This window comes from Streptomyces sp. HUAS CB01 (genome assembly GCF_030406905.1).
Taxonomy (GTDB): Bacteria; Actinomycetota; Actinomycetes; order Streptomycetales; family Streptomycetaceae; genus Streptomyces; species Streptomyces chengbuensis.
This window is the reverse complement of the sequence record NZ_CP129137.1, coordinates 7,597,672-7,616,908: the sequence shown is the minus strand read 5'-3', so window position 1 is coordinate 7,616,908 and position 19,237 is coordinate 7,597,672. Positions and strand designations below refer to the sequence as shown.

The window sequence follows — 19,237 nt, the reverse complement described above, 5'->3', positions numbered from 1 at the left end:
GGAGCGTGTTGCGTGCCCAGTGCTGATCGATCTCCGCCGAGGGGGATCAGGGCCGGCGGCCGGCGAACGACGGGAGGGCGGGGTGGCACGGTGCCACCCCGCCCTCCGGGTTCCGCGGTCAGCGTACGGACCGCGCCGCCTCCCGAATGATCCGGGAGACCTCGTCGGGGCGGGACACGCTGACGGCGTGCGAAGCCCGGACCTCCACAGTGCGGGAGTCGGCGCGCTCGGCCATGAAGTCCTGGGTCCTGCGGGGGATGTTGCGGTCCTCGGTCGCCACCAGGGCCCAGGACGGGATGGTCTTCCACGCGGGCTCGGAGGAGGGCTCCCCCAGGGCCGCGCCGGTCACGGGCCGCTGGGTGACCGCCATGAGCTCGGCGGTGTCCTTCGGGACATCCGCGGCGAACTGCTGGTGGAACCTGCCCTGTTCGATGTAGAAGTCCTGCCCCTGGGACCCGTTCGGCAGGGTGATCGGGACGGGGTGCAGGGCGTCGCCGAGCGTGCTGCCGCGGAACTTGCCCGCCAGGTCCAGCGCGCTCTCCCCCTTGTCCGGCATGAACGCGGCGATGTACACCAGCGCCTTGACGTTGTCGGCACCGCGGGCGGCATTGGTGATCACCGCTCCGCCGTAGGAGTGGCCGGCCAGCACGACGGGCCCGTCGATACTGGCCAGGAGCTCCTTGAGGTAGGCGGCGTCGCTGCTCAGCCCGCGCAGCGGGTTGGCGGCGGCCACCACCGGGTAGCCGTCCCGCTTCAGCTTCTTCACAACGCCGTTCCAGCTGGTGGCGTCGGCGAAGGCGCCGTGGACCAGGACCACGGTCGGCTTGCGGCTCTGCGACGAGGACGCCCCGCCGGCGTTCGCCGGGGCGACCGTCGTGGCGAGGAGAGCGGCGGCGACGGTGGCCGTGGCCAAGAGCGTGAACGGAGTACGGCCACGTCGGCGGAGGGAATGCCGTTTCATGTCAGTGCCTTTCGGGCGATTGTCGGTTCAGCCGGAACCGATGGACGGTTCGGCGATGACGCGTGGTGTCAGGCAGCACGCATCACATCGGGTGGGACGCGTCTCGGGCGGAACCACTCGGAACGGGAGAGCGCCGGGTGTTTCCTGTTGCCCGCGGCCGCATTCGGTCGATGCCGTACACGGCGAATGCCACAACGGCATACGCGTCGACGACGGCCGCTTCACAGACCAAGCGGTCCTGGGTGTCCGCGTTTGCGCCTGTCTGCTGCTTTCACCCTTATGACAGGGGACTCGCCGAAGTTGTGACACGGCCGGCGCAAGGACTTTCGTCAGCGGCCTTCTCCCGGGAGCGCCGGCCCGTGCACAACAAGGTCAGGAAACGCCGGTCCTGTCCTGGAGCCGGCCGAACTCGGCTACGCCGCACCGGGACTGACGAACTCGCCCTGACCGGCACGTCACCCCACCGGGCCCGGGTGGTGCTGCCGGTCGGGCCGCCGTTCCATGAGGACATCGTCATGTGGGGAACTCATCGGCCGGTCGCACGGGGACATCGTCCGGGCACGGGAGGCACGGCAGAGCGAGTCCGACAGGTGCGGCCGGGTCGAGGGGTACGACGGGGACCGTCTGCCCGCGCCGGCCCTGCCCAACGCCACCCTCACACCTCGCAGGAACCGCGCACGGTGATGTCCGTGCGCCCACCGGCCCGTTGCCGGCCGGCCGCCGTATGCCGGACGGGCGGCGCCGGCGCCACTGCGACGAGTCGTCCGCAGCCCGCGTGAGGGCCTTTCCCTCCCGCCTGGGCGGCCACGGCGGATTCTGCCGCGTCGCCGCTACGACGCGGCCCGCAGGGCACCGAGCGGCGGCGCGGAGCGAAGGCGCGAGTGGAGGTACGCGGCGATCTTGCTCGGGTTGAAGAGCCACATGACGGTGTGGATGCCGTCCCGCGAGGCCGCTACCGCCAGGAGGGTCGTGGGCCGGCCGCCGCGATAGATCATCGCTCCGGGCCGTCCGTTGGCCTGCACTCCCCGGACGGCCACCTCGCTCCAGAACCGCGGAGTGGCCGTCGCCAGGTTCGCCACGCGTGCCCGGCCCTCCACCGGGACGCGGGCGACGCCCCGGACGCCGTTGCCGTCGGACAGGCTGACGGCGTCGGGCGCCAGCAGGGCCTCCAGCGAGGCGACGTTTCCCGTTCGCGCCGCCAGGACGAACGCGTCGAGCAGGCGCCGGTGCTCCGCCGCGTCCACGGTCTCCCGCTGCTCGGCGGCGAGGTGCTTGCGGGCACGGCTCACGATCTTCCGGACGTTCACGAGACTGAGCTCGAGAATCTCCGCGATCTCGGCGTACGCGTAGTCGAACGCCTCCCGCAGGACGTAGGCCGCCCGCTCGGTGGGATTCAGCCTCTCCAGCACGAGGAGCAGAGCCAGTTCCAGGGCCTCGGCCCGCTGAGCGCCCACTGCCGGGTCGCTGCTCGTGTCGACGGGCTCGGGCAGCCACGGACCGACGTAGGTTTCGCGCCGCACACGGGCGGACCGGACCACGTTGACGGCCAGCCGGGTGGTGGTGCTCGACAGGAACGCCACGGGACTGACCACCACCGAACGGTCGGTCTTCTGCCAGCGCAGCCACACTTCCTGCACCACGTCCTCGGCCTCGGCCACGCTTCCCAGCACCCGGTACGCGATGCCGAAGAGCCGTGGACGGAGCTCCACGAAAACGGATACGGCCTGGTCCAGGGTGCTGTCCGTGGGGGACGTCTCGCGATGCATGAACCTGCGGTCTCCGTTCCTCGTGCCGTGGGTGGCGTGATCGTGCGGCTGCCGCGCGCTCCTCGGCCGGTTCCGGTACGCATGCGTTCCGTCCGTCACGCGCACCAGGCCCGGCGCCCGCCGAGCCGTGGCCGCCGAACGTCACGACCGCTCCGATCGCGTCCCGTCTGTATGACCGGGACCGCTCAGGTTCTGTGACAACTTCGACATGCCACCTTGTTGCCACTGTCCGAGCGCGGAGTGATTCCAGGAGGGCCCACCCCTCCCTCAAACCACCCAGAACGCGCATATACCCAGGGCGGCGCACCACCTCATGCCACGGTGTGTTCGTCGGGTGGTGTCCCGCCGGTCCGCTCGCCGGTGTGAGCCGACGCCGGCCTGGTCCCCGGGCGCCGGGGCTCGGATGTCACAGCTCCCCCCGCTGTCCGGTCAATGCGAGTGGGGCCTGCACGAGTCCGTACAGGCCCCACCGTGAGACGGCGTGGGACAGGGCGCGCGTGTGCCGGGACTCCGTGACCGCCCGCGCGCCGAGGTCACCTGCTCACGGCCTCGGCGGGCGATCCCGCGGGCACGGCCTTCGCCTCGTGCGTGCTCCGGTTCCCCGTGCGACGGCTCGAGCCGAAGGAAGGCACATGATGGCGCGAGACCCTGACCAGCCCCCCGATCCCGCAGCGTCCGTCGTGCTTCTGGCGACGGAGGCCGCACTGCTCGAGGCCCGGCTGGGCATGCTCCGTGAGGCACTCGACACCGTGGACGCGCGTATCGAGGCGGTCTCCGACACACTGCGCCGGCTCCGCCACGCGACGTCCTGCGCCGGCGCGGCGGACGGCCGGCACGGCAGGACGTCCGGAGGTGACGGAGCGGCGCCGCGGCCGCGCGACACATGACCCGATGGAAAATGACACCGGGTGCCCGGCCGGGCGGAGCCGACCCCCCCCCACGGGTGATCAGAGCCGGACGTTCCAGCCGACCGTGGACGTCATCTGCTCGGCGATCTCCGGGTCGCGCACCGCGCGCGTACGGTTCTCGACGGTGACCGACAGCTTGTGCGTACGCAGGTCGAGCAGGAACAGGGCCAGGTCCGACACCCGCACCCGGGTCCGGCCCGCGAGCGACTTGAGCTCCCTGCCGTCCAGGTACCAGCGGACCGTCAGCCGTCGTCCGTCCGGGTCCGTGATCCGCGGGAGGCTCACGCGCGCCGTGTCCCGCAGCCGGAGCAGGCGCTCGGTGGGCGTGACCGCGGTGACGAGTCGTGCGTGGCGGTGGAATCCGGCGATCATGGACTCGACGCCGGGCAGGTTGAACGGCTTGTCCAGGGAGCGCATCAGGGAGTCGTCGGTGGGCCGGTACAGGCCCTTGACGAAGTAGCCCCCGCCCTCGTACGTGCCGACCGCCCCGCCGTCGGGGGACTCCTCTCCCAGCCAGCGGTGCCACTTGGCACGCTGCGCCGCCATGTCCCCGGCGGTCAGCACGGAGACGTTGGAATCGGCGGGTTCGGGTCCCGTGTACTCCTCGAACCCCGGGTAGTCGGGGTAGAAGTACTCGTCGGCCAGCTTGCCCAGGGAGTGTCCGGTCTCATGGATGGCGACCTGGCCCGACTTCTCGTTGCCGGCCGACGCGGTGGAGATGCCTTCGTAGCCCAGGGTCCCGCTCGGTTCGTTGTATCCCGCTCCGCCGTACTTGGCGCTGTTGGCGAGCACGACCACCAGGTCGGCCTCCGGCGCCTTCGCCACGTACCCGTCGACCTTCGACTGGTCGACGCACAGCAGCCGTTCGATGTCGTCGCACCAGAAGTAGGAGCCCAGTGCCGTGTCGCGCACGACGTCGGGTCCGGGGTCGCCCGAGACACCGGACTGGTTCGACACGGCGTCGACCGTCCAGACGTTGAAGAGGCCCTGGTACGTCGTGTACGGCTCGACGCCGGCCAGTTCGGCCCACATCTCCTTGGCGTCGGCGTGGAACCGGTCGAGTTCGCCGGCCGTGTAGCCGTCACCGACGACGACGATGTCCAGCCGGTCGCCGGTGGTGCCGTTGTCCAGCAGTTTGGTGACGGCACCGTCCGCGGACTTCTCCGCCGCCGAGAGCCTCGGGGCGGGTCGGTCCCGTCCGTCGCGCGGGACCCTGGCGTGGCCCGACCCGGCGGCGTCGCCGTCCTCCGGCCCCGGGACCTCCACCTCGACCCCCGGGCCGGTGGGCACCGCCGGATCGGCGGCGGCGGGCGCGGTCAGCACCCCCGTGAGAACGGCGGCGGTCCCGGCCGTCGCGATGACCCTGCGCCATGCTGAGCGCATGGAAGCCTCCCCCTGGAACGCGAATCAAGTGACTGGACAAGCGCAATTGACGGAGTGCTTAAACTAGGCGTGGGCGAGGAAGCTGCGCAATGGTCTACTGCCCCTGAATAATGGGGACTTGGAGCAACCCAGGGGGTCCCGTGGACGAACCGGCCGAGATCGGCCGCCGTGTGCAGCGACGACGTGCGCAGCTCGGGCTGACCCAGCGGCAGTTGGCGGAACCCTCGTACACCCCGGCCTACATCTCCACCCTCGAGGCGGGGAAGGTCCGGCCGTCCGAGACGGCGCTGCGCTTCCTCGCCGAGCGGCTCGGCACGTCGTTCGAGGAGCTGTCCACGGGCCGCCCCGCCCACCTCGCCACCGAACTCCGGCTCGCCCTCACCGACGCCCAGCGCGAGCTCGCCACGGGTTCCGCCGAGGACGCCGCCGTGAGCTACCGGCGGCTCCTCACCGACGCCGAGCACCTGGAACTCACCGTCGAGCAGGCCGAAGCGCTGCTCGGACTCGGCGAATGCGCGCTGGAGACAGGGCAGCTGGACAACGCGAGGAGGCACTTCGAGGCGGCGGAGCGGCTCCTGGGCGGCGAACCGCTGCCCCGGCGGGCGCGCGCGATACGGGGACGCGCCGTCGCCCATCTGCTGGCCGGCGAACTCCGCTACGCCTGCTACCTCCTCGAAGCCACGATCGACGAACTGAACGGCAGCGGCCTGGCCGATCCCGAGGCCCTGGTCCTGCTCTACGCGGCCATCATCGGCCCGTACATCGACATGGGGGCCCATGCCCGCGCCGCCCATGCCGCCGAACTCGCCCTGGCCCTGGCCCCGCAGGTCGACGATCCGGCACTCGTGGCGGGGATGCACCGGCAGGTCGCCCGCACCTTCCTCGCGGAGGGCCGCACCGCCGATGCCGACGCCTCCCTCGCCAAGGCGCAGGCCATCTACCGTCAGCTGCGGTTGCGGACCGACCTCGCGCACTGCCACTGGATGCGCGGTTACGTACAGGCGCAGGACGGCGAACTGGTCCTCGCGGAGCAGGAACTGCGCACCGCGCGGGACATGCTGACCGCGAAGCGCGCCGTGCTCTTCGCCGCACAGGTGGAGGTCGAGCTGGCGGATGTGCTGCGGCGCCTCGGCCGTCTCGACGAGGCGTCCGAGCTGCTCACCGCGCTGCTCGAACTGGGCGACCGGCACGGCGCGGTGCACGCGGGCGGATCGCACCGGCTCCTCGGGCTGATCGCGGAGGAACGCGGGGACGCCGATGCCGCCGAGGAGCACTACGTCCTGGCCCTGGGGCTGCTCGAACGCAGCGGGGCCAGCGGGGACCTCGCCGATCTGTGCCGCCTGCTGGGCGACCTCCTGCGGCGCGAGGGCCGCACCGAGGCCGCGCTGGACGCGTACCGCACGGGCCTGGGCCATCGTGCGGCCCCGGGCACGACGACCCTGGGCCCGGCCCCGGCGACACCGTCGTTCCTGCAGCGCTGAGTGACCGACTCCCGTCGGCCCCCTGCGCTGTCCGCCCCCGCGCTCGACGGCCGCCGTGCCGCCGTGCCGGCCTGCCGGGCGTGAGCGGACGCGGGATCAGGGCAGGGTGAGAATGCGGGGGCCGTCCTCGGTGATGGCGATGGTGTGTTCGATGTGGGCGGCTCGGCTGCCGTCGATCGTGCGCAGGGTCCATCCGTCGGGGTCGGTGCGGTAGTCGTCGCGTCCCCCGGCCATGAGCATGGGTTCGAGGGCGAGGGCGAGGCCGTGGCGCAGGGGGAAGCCGCGGCCGGGCCGCCCGCGGTTGGGGACGTGGGGGTCTTCGTGCATCCGGCGGCCGATGCCGTGGCCGCCGAAGTCGGCCGGCATGCCGCAGCCGGCCTTGCGGGCCACCGCGCCGATGGCATGGGAGATGTCCCCGATGCGGTGGCCGACGGTGGCGGCTGCGATGCCGGCGTCCAGGGCCTGCTGGGTGGCGGCGATGAGTTCGAGGTCGGCGGGGCGAGGGGTGCCGACGGTGAAGCTGATCGCGGCGTCGCCGGTCCAGCCGTCGAGTTCGGCTCCGCAGTCGACGCTGACCAGGTCGCCGTCGCGCAGGGGGTGGTCGTCGGGGATTCCGTGCGAGACGGCGTCGTTCACGGACGTGCAGATCACGGCCGGGAAGGGGCGCGGGGCGAAGGAGGGCTGGTAGCCCAGGAAGGGAGAACGCGCTCCGGCCTCGGCGAGAACGGCGCGGGCGGCTTCGTCGAGCTCCCTCGGACGAACTCCTACGGCTGCCGCCGCGCGGGCGGCCGCGAGTGCGTGGGCCACGACGCGTCCGGCTTCCCGCATCGCCTCCAGCGCCGTGTCGGTCTTGATCTCCACCATGTGCCTGACTCCCTGCCGTGCGGACTACCCAATACTTATACCGGTATGAGTATCACGGTCGCAGTGGGAGTCCCCCCGAGTCCGCGCGAGCGGGGTGGCGGGGAGCGGCAACGCGGAGGGCGGGGACGGGGACGGGGACGGGACACCATGGATCGCTGCTTCGTCGCATGCAGCGCGTACGCCGCCCCAGAGGCTCCTTCCACCCGGGACGGCTACTCGGCTCTCCGGCACCGCGTGCGACGTCGCCGAGACCGTGTGCGCAGACGGCTCCGGGCGCCACCGACGGGGGTTGCGGTGACGCCCGGAACACTTCACCTGCTCGGCTCTGGGTCGCAGGTGGCAACGCGCTTCGGACGCTTTCACGGGGATCGTGTCGAACCACGCCCGAAACGCTGTGACGAGCTTACCATCCTGTCCAGAAACAGTGTCATCATCCCCTCCGCACCTCGCGGGTTCGCGGTACACCTTTCCGAGAGTGCCGCGCTGACCTGCGAAAAGACGAACAGTGTCATGATGACATCGTGTGTGGATAGCGCCCCGGAACCCCCGTACCGCCCGCTTCACCGGCCACCCCATGGACGCAGACCTCGATGCCGGTTCGGGCCCCGGCGACGGCGTGGACCTGGTCGGCGATGCGCTCACCTGGTACTTGGCCGTCCCTCGTGGCCACGCGACCCCGGCCGCGGGCACGGACTCCCGCACCGGTCAGCAGCGCATGCCACCCCACCGCACGCTGTCACACTGTTCCCCTGCCCAACGACTCGCCGAGGGGTACCGCCACCGCGGTGGCGGTACCCCTCGGCGAGTCACCCCGCGAGCAGACCCGATCCCGGCTGGCTCCCGTGCGGCCCCGCAACCTCTTCGCCCGCTGCTCGCGGGCGGGCCCGGCTCAGCGTTCGTAGCGGGTGGGCGGGAAGGGGTCGCGGTCCTTCTTCGCCGCGTCGCCCGTCGCGATCTCGCCCGCGTCCACCTCACGGTCGATCTCGTCCTGCGCCGACCGGTACTCGGCCTCCGGGTCCTCGGGTCCACCGGTGGGCAGGCCCACGTCCTCTCGGTCACGCACCGTGCGCTGTTCGAGCTCGTCCTCGTCGGGCCGCCGTGGCATTCCCCTGCTGTGACCGTGGTCCGGGTCGCCCTCGACCGCGCGGTTCGGCTTGTGGTGAGTCATGCGTAAGCCCTCCTTCCGGCGCGCACCCCGGCATCCGCACGTACGCGTGCCCGGTGTGCCGCTCCCTCCCATCCTGCGCGCTGCCGGCCGACTCGTCATCCGAACGGCTGCTGCCCGGTCACGGGCCGTCGGTCGCCGTGCCACGGGGAGTCCGGGGGGACGCGAGGTGTGACGCGGTCAGCCGCCGCCGATTCCCGCGACGAGGTTGATGGCGGTGGCGAGAATGCTGGTGCCGAAGACGTGGGGCCGCGGTCGGTGGCCCGCAGCGCCCCTCCCGCTGCGGTGGAAGATTGAACTTTCGCCCCATATCATCGCTTCTGTGCATCCGCGGCTCGGTCTCCGCAGCCTGGCTCCGGCCGCCGCCCTGATCGTGCTCGGCGGCGCGCCGATGACCGGCGTGGACGGACACCCCGCCGGAAGTGAGGCCCACGGCACGGCCGGGGCCGCCGGCGCGCGGGATCCGTACTTCCCGGCCCTGGGCAACGGCGGCTACGACGTGCGGCACTACGCGCTCGCGCTCGACTACGAGCCGGCGTCGCACCGGCTCGGTGGCACGGCAGAGATCACCGCGCGCGCCTCCCAGGACCTCAGCGCCTTCAATTTCGACCTCCACGGGCTCTCCGTACGCTCCGCGACCGTCGACGGGGCGCCCGCCGCCGTCACCCGGGCCGGCGACGAACTGACCCTGCGCCCCGCACGCGCCATCCGCGACGGAGGCGTCTTCCGTGCCGTCGTCCGCTACGACGGCACGCCGCGCACGCTCACGGACTCCGGGGACACCCGTGAGGGCTGGCTGAGGACCGCCGACGGCGCGATCGCGCTCGGGCAGCCGCAGGGCTCCATGACCTGGTTCCCGGGCAACCACCACCCCGGCGACAAGGCGACGTTCGACATCACCGTCACGGTTCCCGAGGGCCTGACGGCCGTCTCCAACGGGGAGTTGCGCTCCCAGCGCCCGACCTCCGAGGGCAGGCGCACCACGTTCGCGTGGCGCTCCGCACAACCCATGGCGACGTACCTCGCCACGGTCGGCATCGGAGCGTACGACATCACGAGGTCCCGGCCGGGGGCTGCGGGGGTACCCGTCTACGCCGCCGTGGACAGAACGGTCGCGCCCCGGGTCGGCGAACTGCTGGACCGCATCCCCGAGCTCACGGACTGGTCGGTGCGGAAGTTCGGCCCGTACCCGTTCTCCTCGACCGGTGCGATCGTCGAACGCGAGGGCGACGTGGACTACGCGCTGGAGACGCAGAGCCGGTCGGTCTTCACGGAGGACTCGTTCGACCCCGCGACGCTCGTCCACGAACTGGCCCACCAGTGGTACGGGGACTCCGTCACCCCCAGGACGTGGCGGGACGTCTGGCTGAGCGAGGGCTTCGCGACGTACGCGGAGTGGCTCTACCTGGAGGAGTTCGAGGACGTTCCCGTCCGAGAGAGCTTCGAGGACGCCTTCGGCTCCGACGACAACTGGGCCTTCCCGCCGGCCGAACAGCCCGATGCCGGGCAGTTGCTCGGGGATCCGGTATACGAACGCGGCGCGATGGCGCTGCAGAAGGTCCGCGAGGCGGTCGGGGACACCGCGTTCTTCTCCGTGCTGCGCGGCTGGGCGGAGACCCACCGCCACGGCAACGCCTCCACACAGGACTTCACGGCGTACGTGGAGCGGGAGTCGGGCAAGGACCTGGGCGCGCTGTGGGACGTCTGGCTCTACGGCGACGGCAGGCCGGAGCGGCCCTGACGGTCCGCGGCGGCGCTGCGCGGTCCCGGAGACGCCCGTGTCCCGGAGGGCGGGGATGCCGCTCTCCGGGACACGGATCGAACTGGCCAGCGGGCCGGACGACTTGGGCCGCGGGCGCCCGGGTCGGACAACCGGGTGAGGCCCCGGACGCCGGAACAACGGCGACCACCGGCACCGGACGACGGCACGTCGGCACGTCGGCACCTGAGCAGGGGCCACGGCCCCGGGACGTCCGAGCAGGTACGTCAGGCCACCGGCGCCGGGTAGGTCGGGTACTCCACCCCGGAGACGTGCTGGACGACACGGATCACCTGGCACGAGTAGCCGAACTCGTTGTCGTACCAGAGGTAGAGGATCGCGTTGTCGCCGTCGACCTTCGTGGCTCCGGCGTCGACGATCGACGCGTGGCGCGAGCCGATGAAGTCGTTGGAGACCGCGTCGGGCGCGGTGATGAAGTCGATCTGGCGCTTGAGCGGCGAGGTCAGCGAGACATGGCGGAGGTAGTCCAGGACTTCCTCGCGGGTGGTCTCACGGCCGAGCCGCAGGCTGAGGATCGCGATCGAGACGTCCGGGACGGGGACGCGGATCGAGCTGCCGGTGATCGGCGCCTTGAGGTCGGGCAGCGCCTTGGCCACGGCGGAGGCGGCGCCGGTCTCGGTGATGACCATGTTGAGCGGCGCGGAACGGCCGCGGCGGTCGGCCTTGTGGTAATTGTCCAGCAGGTTCTGGTCGTTGGTGAACGAGTGGACGGTCTCCACGTGGCCGCGCAGCACGCCGTACTCGTCCGCCATGGCCTTCAGCGGCGGGACGATCGCGTTGGTGGTGCAGGACGCGCAGGAGAGGATCTGCTCGTCCGGCTTGATCGTGTCGTGGTTGACACCGTGCACGATGTTGGGGACGTCGCCCTTGCCCGGGGCGGTCAGGACGACCTTGTCGATACCGGGGCGCAGGTGGGTCGACAGGCCCTCGCGGTCCCGCCACTTGCCCGTGTTGTCGATGAGGATGGCGTCGTTGATGCCGTAGGCCGTGTAGTCGATCTCCGACGGGTCGCCCGCGTAGATGACCTTGATCTCGTTGCCGTTGGCGATGATCGTGCTGTTCGCCTCGTCGACGGTGATCGTGCCCTGGAACTGGCCGTGGATCGAGTCCCGTCGCAGCAGCGAGGCACGCTTGACGATGTCCTGGTCACCGCCCCGGCGGACGACGATGGCTCGCAGCCGGAGACCGTTTCCGGAGCCGGCCTTCTCGATGAGCAGACGGGCGACGAGCCGGCCGATGCGGCCGAAGCCGTAGAGCACGACGTCGCGCGGGGCACGGCGCTCGATCTTGTTGTCGCCGGTGGCGCCGGCGACGGCCTCCGCGGTGAACTCCTCCACCGAGAGACCGCGGTCGTCCGTCCGGTACGTCGCGGCGAGCATGCCGATGTCGATCTGGGAAGGCCCGAGATCGAGCGCGGTGAGAGCCTGCAGGAACGGCAGCGTCTCGGTGACCGAGAGCTCCTCACCGGCGATCTGGCGGGCGAAGCGATGGGTCTTGAGAATGCTGACCACCGACTTGTTCACCAGGGAGCGGCTGTGCAGCAGGACGGTGACGTCCCGCTCACGGTGCAGCTTCCCGATGATCGGGATCATCGACTCCGCGATCTCCTCGCGATGCTTCCAGTTTGTGAACGAGTCCTCGTTGACAGTCACAGATTTATCTTTCGAGCTAGGCGGTGCTCATATGCTAACCCGCCCCTCATCTGGTCGTTCAGAGGGTCCCGTCAGGGGTGCGTGGGCCCCGATGGGCCACGGGGACCCATCAGGCAAACGGGAGAATCCGCCCTCTGTCGACACGTTCCGCGAGCACCTGGTGACGGTACGGGGTGGACAGGCCGTCCGGCGAGACCTTCCCTAGGCTTGCGCTTAGGGGCACGCGAACCACGTGGGGTCCGCACGACGAGCCGGATTCGGACCCCACGTGCACCGGGCCCGCACGACACCGTCACACACGAGCGGAATCACGCCAGACAGGCCACCGGGCCGTGAACGACGAACAGGCGCTCTGACCGGAGTGCACGCCCTCCGCAGATCGGAGCTCCCCGGAGCGAGAAGACGATCATGAGCGACAGCAGGGCCGACGACGTCTACCAGCCGACCGGCGACAACGAGGAGCAGGGGGACGCGGCCCACCTGGACCTCGAGGACGCCCTGGACGAGCCGGACTACGACCAGATACTCGACCAGGGGTACTCCCCGCCGGAGAGGCCGTTCGGCGTGAACAGGGTGGGGACGACGGCGGCGGAACAGCGCGAGGGCGAGACGCTCGACCAGCGGCTGGCGGAGGAGCTCCCCGACGTCGCGACCGACGACTGGGACGGTATCGGCGACCTGCCCGGCGGTGAGGGCGAGCCGATCGACGAGGAGGTCGGCACCTGGCGGGCGGGACGGCTGGTGGCGCCCGACGAGGGAACCCGCCCGGACACGGACAAGCAGCTGTTCGCCACCGACGTGGGCATCGACGCGGGAGCCGCCGGCGCGGAGGAGGCCGCGGTGCACGTCGTGGTCGAGGAGGACGAAGCCGAATCCCCCGACGCCGAGCTGTGACGGGGGCGGGCCGAGGATGCTCCCGGCCGGCGGGTGTGCCGTCCGGAAAGCGGGGCAAGCGGATGACCGGGGACGGGAAAAGCCGGGTTCATCCCGGAATTCCCGTTCGAGGAACATGCCGAGGTGAAGGAGCACCCGTGAGCGAGCACATGTGGGCCTACGTACCGACCAGCGGGCACAACCGCGACGACGACCTGACGGGTTATCGGGTGGAGGCGACCGACGGGGACATCGGCAAGGTCGACAAGCACTCCAACGAGGTCGGCTCCCAGTACATCGTCGTGGACACCGGAGTGTGGATCTTCGGCAAGGAGGTCCTGCTCCCGGCCGGCACCATCACGGTCGTCGACCACGACGAGAGGCGCATCATCGTGTCCCGCACGAAGGACGAGATCAAGGCCGCGCCGGAGTTCGACAAGGAGAAGCATCTCGGCGACCCGGCCTACCGCGACCAGTTGGGCGGCTACTACAGCTCCGGCCACTGAGCCGTCGGTCGAAACGCCGTCCGCCGGGCACGTCCCGTACACCGGGGCGTGCCCGGCGGCTTTGCACCACCGCGTCAGGGACGGACGGAAGGGACGCACTTCCAGGGCAGAGTGACGCAGGGCAGAGTGACGCAGGGCAGAGTGACGCAGGGCAGAGTGACGCAGGACGGACACACGAGAGGAGGACGTGCCATGGACCGGGAGACCCGCGACGCCTCCACGGCGCGAGGGTCCGCCGAGGCGGACGAGCCGGAGGGCACGGCAGGGGAGCGCGCTCCGGAGCGTCCGGCAAGGCCGAGGGCCGACACCCCGGCGACGGCGACCGGGGCCGAAACCGCTCTGCTCAGGGGGCTGCGGATCGACGACGCCCGCCCCGAGCAGCCCGTGCTGCTCGACGGCGACGGCACGCCGATCGACACCTGGCGCGAGAACCACCCCTACGACCACAAGCTCGGCCGCAGGGCCTACGAGCGCGAGAAGCGGGTGCTGCAGATCGAGCTGCTGAAACTGCAGAAGTGGGTCCGCGACAACGGCCGGCGCATGGTCGTCGTGTGCGAGGGGCGGGACGCGGCGGGCAAGGGCGGCACGATCAAGCGGTTCACCGAGCGCCTCAATCCCCGTGGCGCGCGCGTGGTGGCCCTGGACAAGCCCACCGAACGGGAGGCCGGCCAGTGGTACTTCCAGCGGTACGTGTCCCAACTCCCCGCCGCGGGCGAGATCGTCTTCTTCGACCGCTCCTGGTACAACCGGGCGGGCGTGGAGCGGGTCATGGACTTCTGCACTCCCGAGGAGTACCGCCACTTCCTCTCCCAGGCGCCGGTCTTCGAGAAACTGCTGACGGACGACGGGGTCATGCTGGTCAAGTTCTGGTTCTCGGTGTCCCGGAGCGAACAGCGCACACGGTTCGCGATCCGCCAGGTCGACCCCGTACGCCGGTGGAAGCTCTCCCCCACCGACCTCTCGTCGCTGGACCGCTGGGACGACTACACCCGGGCCAAGGTCGACATGTTCCGGGAGACCGACACGCCTCACGCACCGTGGACGGTGGTGAAGAACAACGACAAGCGACGCGGCCGGCTGGAGGCGATGCGTCATCTGCTGCTGCGCGCCGACTACGCGGGCAAGGACCCCGAGGCGGTCGGGAAGGCGGACCCGCTGATCATCGGTGCCGCGGACACGCTGCTGGAGCGCGGCGAGGAGCCGGCCGACCTGACGCCCACTCCCCTGGCGCCGCACGACGACGGGCCCGGCAACCATCCAGGACGGCGGTGACGGTTCCGCGTGTGCCGGCCCCGTGACGGGCCCCGCTCCTACAGGAACCGCCGGATCGGGGCCACGGACGCCTCCTTGAGGCGCTGAACGGCGGCGCGCCGCTTCCAGCGGGCGAGATCGATGTCCACACTGCGCTCGATGTCCTCGTCGAAGTGGGCGTCGAGGGTCGCGGTGAAGGACTCGTCGAGGATGGCGAGCATCACCTCCTCGTCGTGGTCCATGGAGCGCCGGTTGAAGTTGGTGGAACCGATCAGGGACGCCACCGAGTCCACCGTCATCACCTTGGCGTGCATCATCGTCGGCTGGTACTGCCGGATGCTCACGCCTGCTTCGAGCAGCGTCGTGTAGTGGTGCTGGCCCGCGAGCTGGCAGGCACGCTGGTCGGTGTGCGGGCCGGGAAGCAGGATCTCCACCCGCACGCCGCGGCGCGCGGTCCGGCACAGCAGGTCGACGAAGAACTCGTCGGGCGCGAAGTACGCGGTCGCCAGGCGGAAGCGCTTCTCGGCGGAGGTCAGCATGACCCGGATCAGCGTCTGCATGTCCTGCCAGCCGATGCTCGCCGAGCCGCGGACGACCTGAACCACGGAGTCACCGTGCGGGGTGTGCTCGACGAACCGGTCGTGCTCGTCGTACATCTCGTCGTGGCACTCGGCCCAGTTCTGCGCGAAGGCCGCTGCGACGCCGTCCACCGCGGGTCCGCGGACCTTGACGTGGGTGTCGCGCCACTCGCCCGGGTTGCGGGCGTCCCCGCACCATTCCTCGGCGATGCCCACTCCGCCGGTGAACGCGGTGTGCTCGTCCACGATCAGTGCCTTGCGGTGGCAGCGGTGGTTCTGCTTGAACGGCGACAGCCAGACCGGCTTGCGGAACCACGCGACCTGCACACCGGCGTCGTCCATGGTGTCCAGGAGGTCCTGCTCGATCTCCTTCGCCCCGAAGCCGTCGAGGAGCAGGCGTACGCGCACCCCGGCACGCGCCCGGTCGGCGAGCACAGCGGCGAAGTCGCGGGCGATCTGTCCCCGCCAGTAGACGAACGTCATCATGTCGACGGTGTGCTCCGCCGCGCGGATCGCGTCGAGCATGGCGGGGAATATCTCCTGCCCGTTGCGCAGCGGTACGACCTCGTTCCCCTCGGTCGCCGCCACGCCGATCAGCCGCTCGAGTCTGCGTCGCAGCCGCTGTGCGGCGACGGTGCCGGTGGCTTCGGGCATGGCGGGACGTACGGCGTCTTCGAGTGTCATTCGGCGTCTCCGGGCAGCGGGTTCGGCAGGGCGTCGTCGTCCCCGGCGGGCGGAGGCGGCGACCGACGGCCCGGTCCGCGGCGGGAACGGCGGCTCAGTGGGGCACGGCGTCGAGCGCACTGTAGCGAAGGGGGACGACGTCCGCGAGGCCACGACCAGGGACGGTCCCACCGCGAGCCGTCGTGCACGGTGCGTCCGGGCGCCGTGGGCCGTGTGCTGTCAGGGCGCGGCGGCTTCGAGTACGCGCACAGCGACCTGACCGAGCACGACTACCATGTCCGGATGGCCGTCGACCTCTTCGCAGGCATCGCCGTCAACGACTACGCCGCGGCTCTCACCTGGTACGAGCGGCTGCTCGGCGCTCCCCCGGCCTTCCTCCCGAACGACACGGAGGCGGTGTGGGAACTGGCGGAACACCGCTACGTGTACATCGAGCACCTGCCCCGGCGCGCCGGGCACGCGATGCACACCGTCTTCGTCGAGGACTTCGACGCCGTCGTCGCCGGCATCACGGACCGGGGCCTCGAGCCCGCGACACGCGAGACCTATGCGAACGGCGTGCGCAAGGCCACGTACCGCGATCCGGACGGGAACGAGATCGCGTTCGGCGGCGGCCCCGCCTGAGCGCGGCCGGCGCCGTCGGACCTGTCGCGCCACACGGCCGGCGACGCGCCGAACCCGCCGGGGAGGTCAGTCGGCGACACCGGCGTGGAGGACGAAACCGAGAGCCATGTCCTGCACGTACACGCGGTGGGCCTGGCGGTAGGTGACACGGCATCCTTCGGCGCGGCCGGCGGCCGGTGCCGAGACGGCTTCGACGCGCAGGTAGTAGGTGAACCGGCTGAACTCACCGGGCTCGACGCGCAACGGCTGCCCGGAAAGGTCCTCTGCCATCCCCGGTTCCTCGGCGAACGTCTCGTCCCGCACGCCCAGGGCAATGGCGCCGGCCTTCCTCGTGTCGACGGCCCTGACCGGTCCGGTCCGCCAGTGGGCGGGGGCGCCGACGACCTCCGCACCGATCAGGTCGATCGGCTCCGACGAGATGTTCCTCAGCCCGGAGCAGGCGATCCAGTAGCCCGTGCCGGGCGTCGCGGACGAGATGCCGAGTTCGCCCCCCGTCTCCTCCAGCGCCGTCCCCGCGACCGTTGCCCCCGACGCACTCGTACCGAGGCCCACCATCACCACGGCCGCGCTCACCACCCACACCCTGGCCCTCACCGGACCCCCTCCCCTCGCCGTACTCGCGTGGCCGGAGTGGATCACACGAAGAGGACGGTGGTCGAGACCGCTTGAGGAGTTCCAGAGGTTCGCCGGCCAGCCGTCGGCCGAACCGTCTCGCCGTACGGCCCGGCGGACCGTCCTGTGCCTTCCGCGCGTCGGCCCGGCGAACGCTCACGGGACGACCGCCGAGGGGGCAGATGGCGGGAGACGCGGAGCGGTCGCTCACGCGGCCGCCCTTCGTGCGAGGGGAACATCACCGCCACCCCGGCCCCGCCGTCGGACATCACGCCCCAGCGCGGTCATCTCCGGACACTCAGGACCTCGCCGCCGAGTCTGTCCTTCAGGGTCCGGACCGTGGCCGGGTGCCCGTAGGCGACCCACCGTGTGCCCGCGAGGTACGAGGCACCTTCCGGCAGCGTGTCCGCGATCCATTCGCTCTGGTCACGGGCGCTGGTGAAGGTGACCAGGACGTACCGGGCGTCGCCGTCCGCGCAGGACGCCAGCCGGTGCCCGGGCTCCTCGGCCTCGAGCGTGGCACGGCAGCCCGCACGGCCCGCGAGCTCGCCGAGTCTGCCGCCGGGGCGGTCCGGCGAGAAGGGCCAGTGCAGCAGCCCCGCCCCCCAGGCGAACACGGCCACGGCGACGGCCGCCAGGACCAGGGCGAGGACACGGTCACGGGTCTTGGACGAGCAGCGGGGCACGGGGTCATGGTGCCCGCACGGGCCCGGCCGCCGCGCACCGGGGGGCGTCCACCCGGCGCGCGAGGGGGCCGCGGTGTCCCCGCTTCACCCGTCTGCCTCCCGCAGGTGCCGTCGGCCGGAAGATCCGCAAGCCTGGGATCCATCACCGGACAGGGACCTTCCCTTCCTGTTCGGCGTGACTTCCTGTCCGGCGTCGGCAGTGACGCTCCACGGCCCCGGGAGACCGCCATGTCGCACAGCATCGGCAGGACACGATGGAAGCGCTTCGCCGCGGTGCTGGTGCCGTCGGTCGCCGCCGCCGCGGCCCTGGGCGTCGGGATGGCGGAAGGAGCGCTCGCCGCGTCGTTCCTGATCGCGGGCCGGACCTTCCAGATCAGCGCCGACACACTGGACGTCCGGGGGCTCAGCATCTACGGCATGGTGGACGTGACCAGGAACGGCACCCCGGTGCCCGTCACGGTCACCGGCTTCCGTCACGCCGAGATCGGCGGCCTGTGCCAGTCCGTGGTGGTCCCCATCCCCGTCCTCGGCCCCTACACGCTGCGGCTCACCGGCGGCGAGGACGAGCGGGTCGAGGCGAAGAACATGTTCATCGACTCCAAGACCCTGACGATCGGTCAGGCCGAGTTCGAGGACATCGAGACCGGTGTGGCGGCGGGCGCCGTCGCCAAGGGACCGATCAACCCCGGGGACAGGCACTCGCGGTACTTCGACGCCGACGGCATCGCCCAGCAGGCACGGTCCGCCGAGCTGACGGACGTGCAGGTGACCGCGGTCGCGGTGACGGCCGCGACGCTCAACGTCCCCGATCTGACCATGCGGCTCAAGCAGGGGACGCGCGAATGCTTCTGACCTCCGGGCGTCCAGGCGCCGCCTCCCGGCTCGCCCTCTCCTCGCTGTCGCGGGCCCGGGTGCTTCTCGGGGCCGTACGGGCCGTCCGTCCGCCCCGGCGCTCCGACGTCGTCGACGCCCGCCGGCGCTTCCGGGCCTGGCGCGGGAGCCGGCCGTTCTGGGCGGGCCTGTTCACCCTCGGGGCGGGCCTGCCCATCATCTACCTCCCCTACGTGCCGCTGAGCCTGTCGGGCGTCCCGCTGGCGCTGTCCACCACGGCGGGCGCGGGGGCGCTGCTGACCGGGACGCTCCTCGTCGTGCTGGGCATCAGCCTGTGGTGCCGGCCGCAGACACGTGTGTTCGCAGGGATCACGGCGCTGCTGCTGTCGCTCGTCTCCTTTCCCGTGGCGAACTTCGGAGGGCTGTTCCTCGGTCTCTTCGCAGGTCTGATCGGCGGCTCGCTGGCCCTCGCCTGGGCCGCCCCCGACGAGAGCGTGTGCGTGGCCCGCAGGGCGCAGGACGGTCCCGGGCCGTCCGCCCGGCCCGCGGAGGTCCGCTCGCCGTCATGAGGCGTCGGCGTCCGCCGTGTGTGATGCTCGTGCGGCGGGTAGGCCACGGACCACCTGGCCTGA

The 19,237-nt window shown here is 71.3% G+C and carries 18 protein-coding genes; 9 read left to right on the top strand and 9 right to left on the bottom strand.

The features are described from left to right. Positions 1 to 118 precede the first annotated feature (118 nt). Positions 119 to 961, bottom strand: a complete 843-nt coding sequence (locus QRN89_RS33390) for an alpha/beta fold hydrolase (protein WP_290353145.1) — start codon at positions 959 to 961, stop codon at positions 119 to 121. 830 nt (positions 962 to 1,791) lie between these two features. Next, a complete protein-coding gene (locus QRN89_RS33380; RefSeq protein ID WP_290353144.1) occupies positions 1,792 to 2,727 on the bottom strand; it encodes an RNA polymerase sigma-70 factor in 936 nt (311 codons plus the stop codon). Positions 2,728 to 3,359: 632 nt separating this feature from the next. Between QRN89_RS33380 and QRN89_RS33375 the strand changes: the two genes are divergently transcribed. After that, complete coding sequence (locus QRN89_RS33375) at positions 3,360 to 3,614, top strand: hypothetical protein (RefSeq protein WP_290353143.1); 255 nt, start codon at positions 3,360 to 3,362, stop codon at positions 3,612 to 3,614. A 60-nt stretch (positions 3,615 to 3,674) separates the two neighbouring features. Here the strand turns inward: QRN89_RS33375 and QRN89_RS33370 are convergent, their stop codons facing one another. Beyond that, entirely contained in the window at positions 3,675 to 5,018 is a 1,344-nt protein-coding gene (locus tag QRN89_RS33370; RefSeq protein WP_290353142.1) for a M64 family metallopeptidase, read from the bottom strand. Positions 5,019 to 5,158: 140 nt separating this feature from the next. Here QRN89_RS33370 and QRN89_RS33365 point away from each other — a divergent pair, with 140 nt between their 5' ends. Next, positions 5,159 to 6,499: a helix-turn-helix transcriptional regulator gene (locus QRN89_RS33365; RefSeq protein ID WP_290353141.1), complete on the top strand. Its 1,341-nt coding sequence runs from the start codon at positions 5,159 to 5,161 to the stop codon at positions 6,497 to 6,499. A gap of 96 nt (positions 6,500 to 6,595) precedes the next feature. On the opposite strand, the gene map is transcribed toward QRN89_RS33365, so the two are convergent. Then, on the bottom strand, positions 6,596 to 7,363 hold the full coding sequence (map, locus tag QRN89_RS33360) for a type I methionyl aminopeptidase (RefSeq protein ID WP_290353140.1): 768 nt from the start codon (positions 7,361 to 7,363) through the stop codon (positions 6,596 to 6,598). 889 nt (positions 7,364 to 8,252) lie between these two features. Beyond that, positions 8,253 to 8,531, bottom strand: coding sequence for a hypothetical protein (locus QRN89_RS33355; protein WP_290353139.1), 279 nt, complete (start codon positions 8,529 to 8,531; stop codon positions 8,253 to 8,255). A 319-nt stretch (positions 8,532 to 8,850) separates the two neighbouring features. Here QRN89_RS33355 and QRN89_RS33350 point away from each other — a divergent pair, with 319 nt between their 5' ends. After that, a complete protein-coding gene (locus QRN89_RS33350; protein ID WP_390702073.1) occupies positions 8,851 to 10,269 on the top strand; it encodes a M1 family metallopeptidase in 1,419 nt (472 codons plus the stop codon). Positions 10,270 to 10,514: 245 nt separating this feature from the next. On the opposite strand, the gene QRN89_RS33345 is transcribed toward QRN89_RS33350, so the two are convergent. Further along, complete coding sequence (locus QRN89_RS33345; protein ID WP_290353138.1) at positions 10,515 to 11,960, bottom strand: glyceraldehyde-3-phosphate dehydrogenase; 1,446 nt, start codon at positions 11,958 to 11,960, stop codon at positions 10,515 to 10,517. Between the two features lie 408 nt (positions 11,961 to 12,368). Between QRN89_RS33345 and QRN89_RS33340 the strand changes: the two genes are divergently transcribed. From QRN89_RS33340 to ppk2, 3 genes are all read left to right on the top strand, one after another. Next, positions 12,369 to 12,854 carry a DUF5709 domain-containing protein gene (locus tag QRN89_RS33340; protein WP_290353137.1) on the top strand — a complete coding sequence of 162 codons (486 nt, stop codon included), beginning with the start codon at positions 12,369 to 12,371 and terminating at the stop codon, positions 12,852 to 12,854. Between the two features lie 137 nt (positions 12,855 to 12,991). After that, positions 12,992 to 13,339, top strand: coding sequence for a ribosome maturation factor RimM (locus tag QRN89_RS33335; RefSeq protein ID WP_290353136.1), 348 nt, complete (start codon positions 12,992 to 12,994; stop codon positions 13,337 to 13,339). Between the two features lie 192 nt (positions 13,340 to 13,531). Beyond that, on the top strand, positions 13,532 to 14,611 hold the full coding sequence (gene ppk2, locus QRN89_RS33330; protein ID WP_290353135.1) for a polyphosphate kinase 2: 1,080 nt from the start codon (positions 13,532 to 13,534) through the stop codon (positions 14,609 to 14,611). 38 nt (positions 14,612 to 14,649) lie between these two features. Here ppk2 and QRN89_RS33325 read toward each other — a convergent pair whose 3' ends face one another. Continuing rightward, positions 14,650 to 15,852, bottom strand: a complete 1,203-nt coding sequence (locus QRN89_RS33325) for a phospholipase D-like domain-containing protein (protein WP_290353134.1) — start codon at positions 15,850 to 15,852, stop codon at positions 14,650 to 14,652. Between the two features lie 204 nt (positions 15,853 to 16,056). On the opposite strand from QRN89_RS33325, the gene QRN89_RS33320 reads away from it, so the two are divergent. Next, a complete protein-coding gene (locus tag QRN89_RS33320; RefSeq protein ID WP_290353133.1) occupies positions 16,057 to 16,476 on the top strand; it encodes a VOC family protein in 420 nt (139 codons plus the stop codon). 66 nt (positions 16,477 to 16,542) lie between these two features. On the opposite strand, the gene QRN89_RS33315 is transcribed toward QRN89_RS33320, so the two are convergent. Both QRN89_RS33315 and QRN89_RS33310 read right to left on the bottom strand, forming a co-directional pair. Further along, a complete protein-coding gene (locus tag QRN89_RS33315; protein WP_290353132.1) occupies positions 16,543 to 17,070 on the bottom strand; it encodes a hypothetical protein in 528 nt (175 codons plus the stop codon). A 302-nt stretch (positions 17,071 to 17,372) separates the two neighbouring features. Further along, entirely contained in the window at positions 17,373 to 17,774 is a 402-nt protein-coding gene (locus tag QRN89_RS33310) for a hypothetical protein (RefSeq protein WP_290353131.1), read from the bottom strand. Positions 17,775 to 18,002: 228 nt separating this feature from the next. On the opposite strand from QRN89_RS33310, the gene QRN89_RS33305 reads away from it, so the two are divergent. Then, positions 18,003 to 18,626: a DUF6230 family protein gene (locus tag QRN89_RS33305; protein WP_290353130.1), complete on the top strand. Its 624-nt coding sequence runs from the start codon at positions 18,003 to 18,005 to the stop codon at positions 18,624 to 18,626. Further along, positions 18,617 to 19,174: a DUF6114 domain-containing protein gene (locus QRN89_RS33300; protein WP_290353129.1), complete on the top strand. Its 558-nt coding sequence runs from the start codon at positions 18,617 to 18,619 to the stop codon at positions 19,172 to 19,174. Before QRN89_RS33305 ends, QRN89_RS33300 begins: the two co-directional genes overlap by 10 nt. Positions 19,175 to 19,237: the final 63 nt, after the last annotated feature.

Coding starts and splice junctions, on each gene's coding strand:
- QRN89_RS33390 (WP_290353145.1), bottom strand. CDS start 961: ATGAAACGGCATTCCCTCCGCCGACGTGGCCGTACTCCGTTCACGCTC.
- QRN89_RS33380 (WP_290353144.1), bottom strand. CDS start 2,727: ATGCATCGCGAGACGTCCCCCACGGACAGCACCCTGGACCAGGCCGTA.
- QRN89_RS33375 (WP_290353143.1), top strand. CDS start 3,360: ATGATGGCGCGAGACCCTGACCAGCCCCCCGATCCCGCAGCGTCCGTC.
- QRN89_RS33370 (WP_290353142.1), bottom strand. CDS start 5,018: ATGCGCTCAGCATGGCGCAGGGTCATCGCGACGGCCGGGACCGCCGCC.
- map (WP_290353140.1), bottom strand. CDS start 7,363: ATGGTGGAGATCAAGACCGACACGGCGCTGGAGGCGATGCGGGAAGCC.
- QRN89_RS33355 (WP_290353139.1), bottom strand. CDS start 8,531: ATGACTCACCACAAGCCGAACCGCGCGGTCGAGGGCGACCCGGACCAC.
- QRN89_RS33340 (WP_290353137.1), top strand. CDS start 12,369: ATGAGCGACAGCAGGGCCGACGACGTCTACCAGCCGACCGGCGACAAC.
- ppk2 (WP_290353135.1), top strand. CDS start 13,532: ATGGACCGGGAGACCCGCGACGCCTCCACGGCGCGAGGGTCCGCCGAG.
- QRN89_RS33325 (WP_290353134.1), bottom strand. CDS start 15,852: ATGACACTCGAAGACGCCGTACGTCCCGCCATGCCCGAAGCCACCGGC.
- QRN89_RS33305 (WP_290353130.1), top strand. CDS start 18,003: ATGTCGCACAGCATCGGCAGGACACGATGGAAGCGCTTCGCCGCGGTG.
- QRN89_RS33300 (WP_290353129.1), top strand. CDS start 18,617: ATGCTTCTGACCTCCGGGCGTCCAGGCGCCGCCTCCCGGCTCGCCCTC.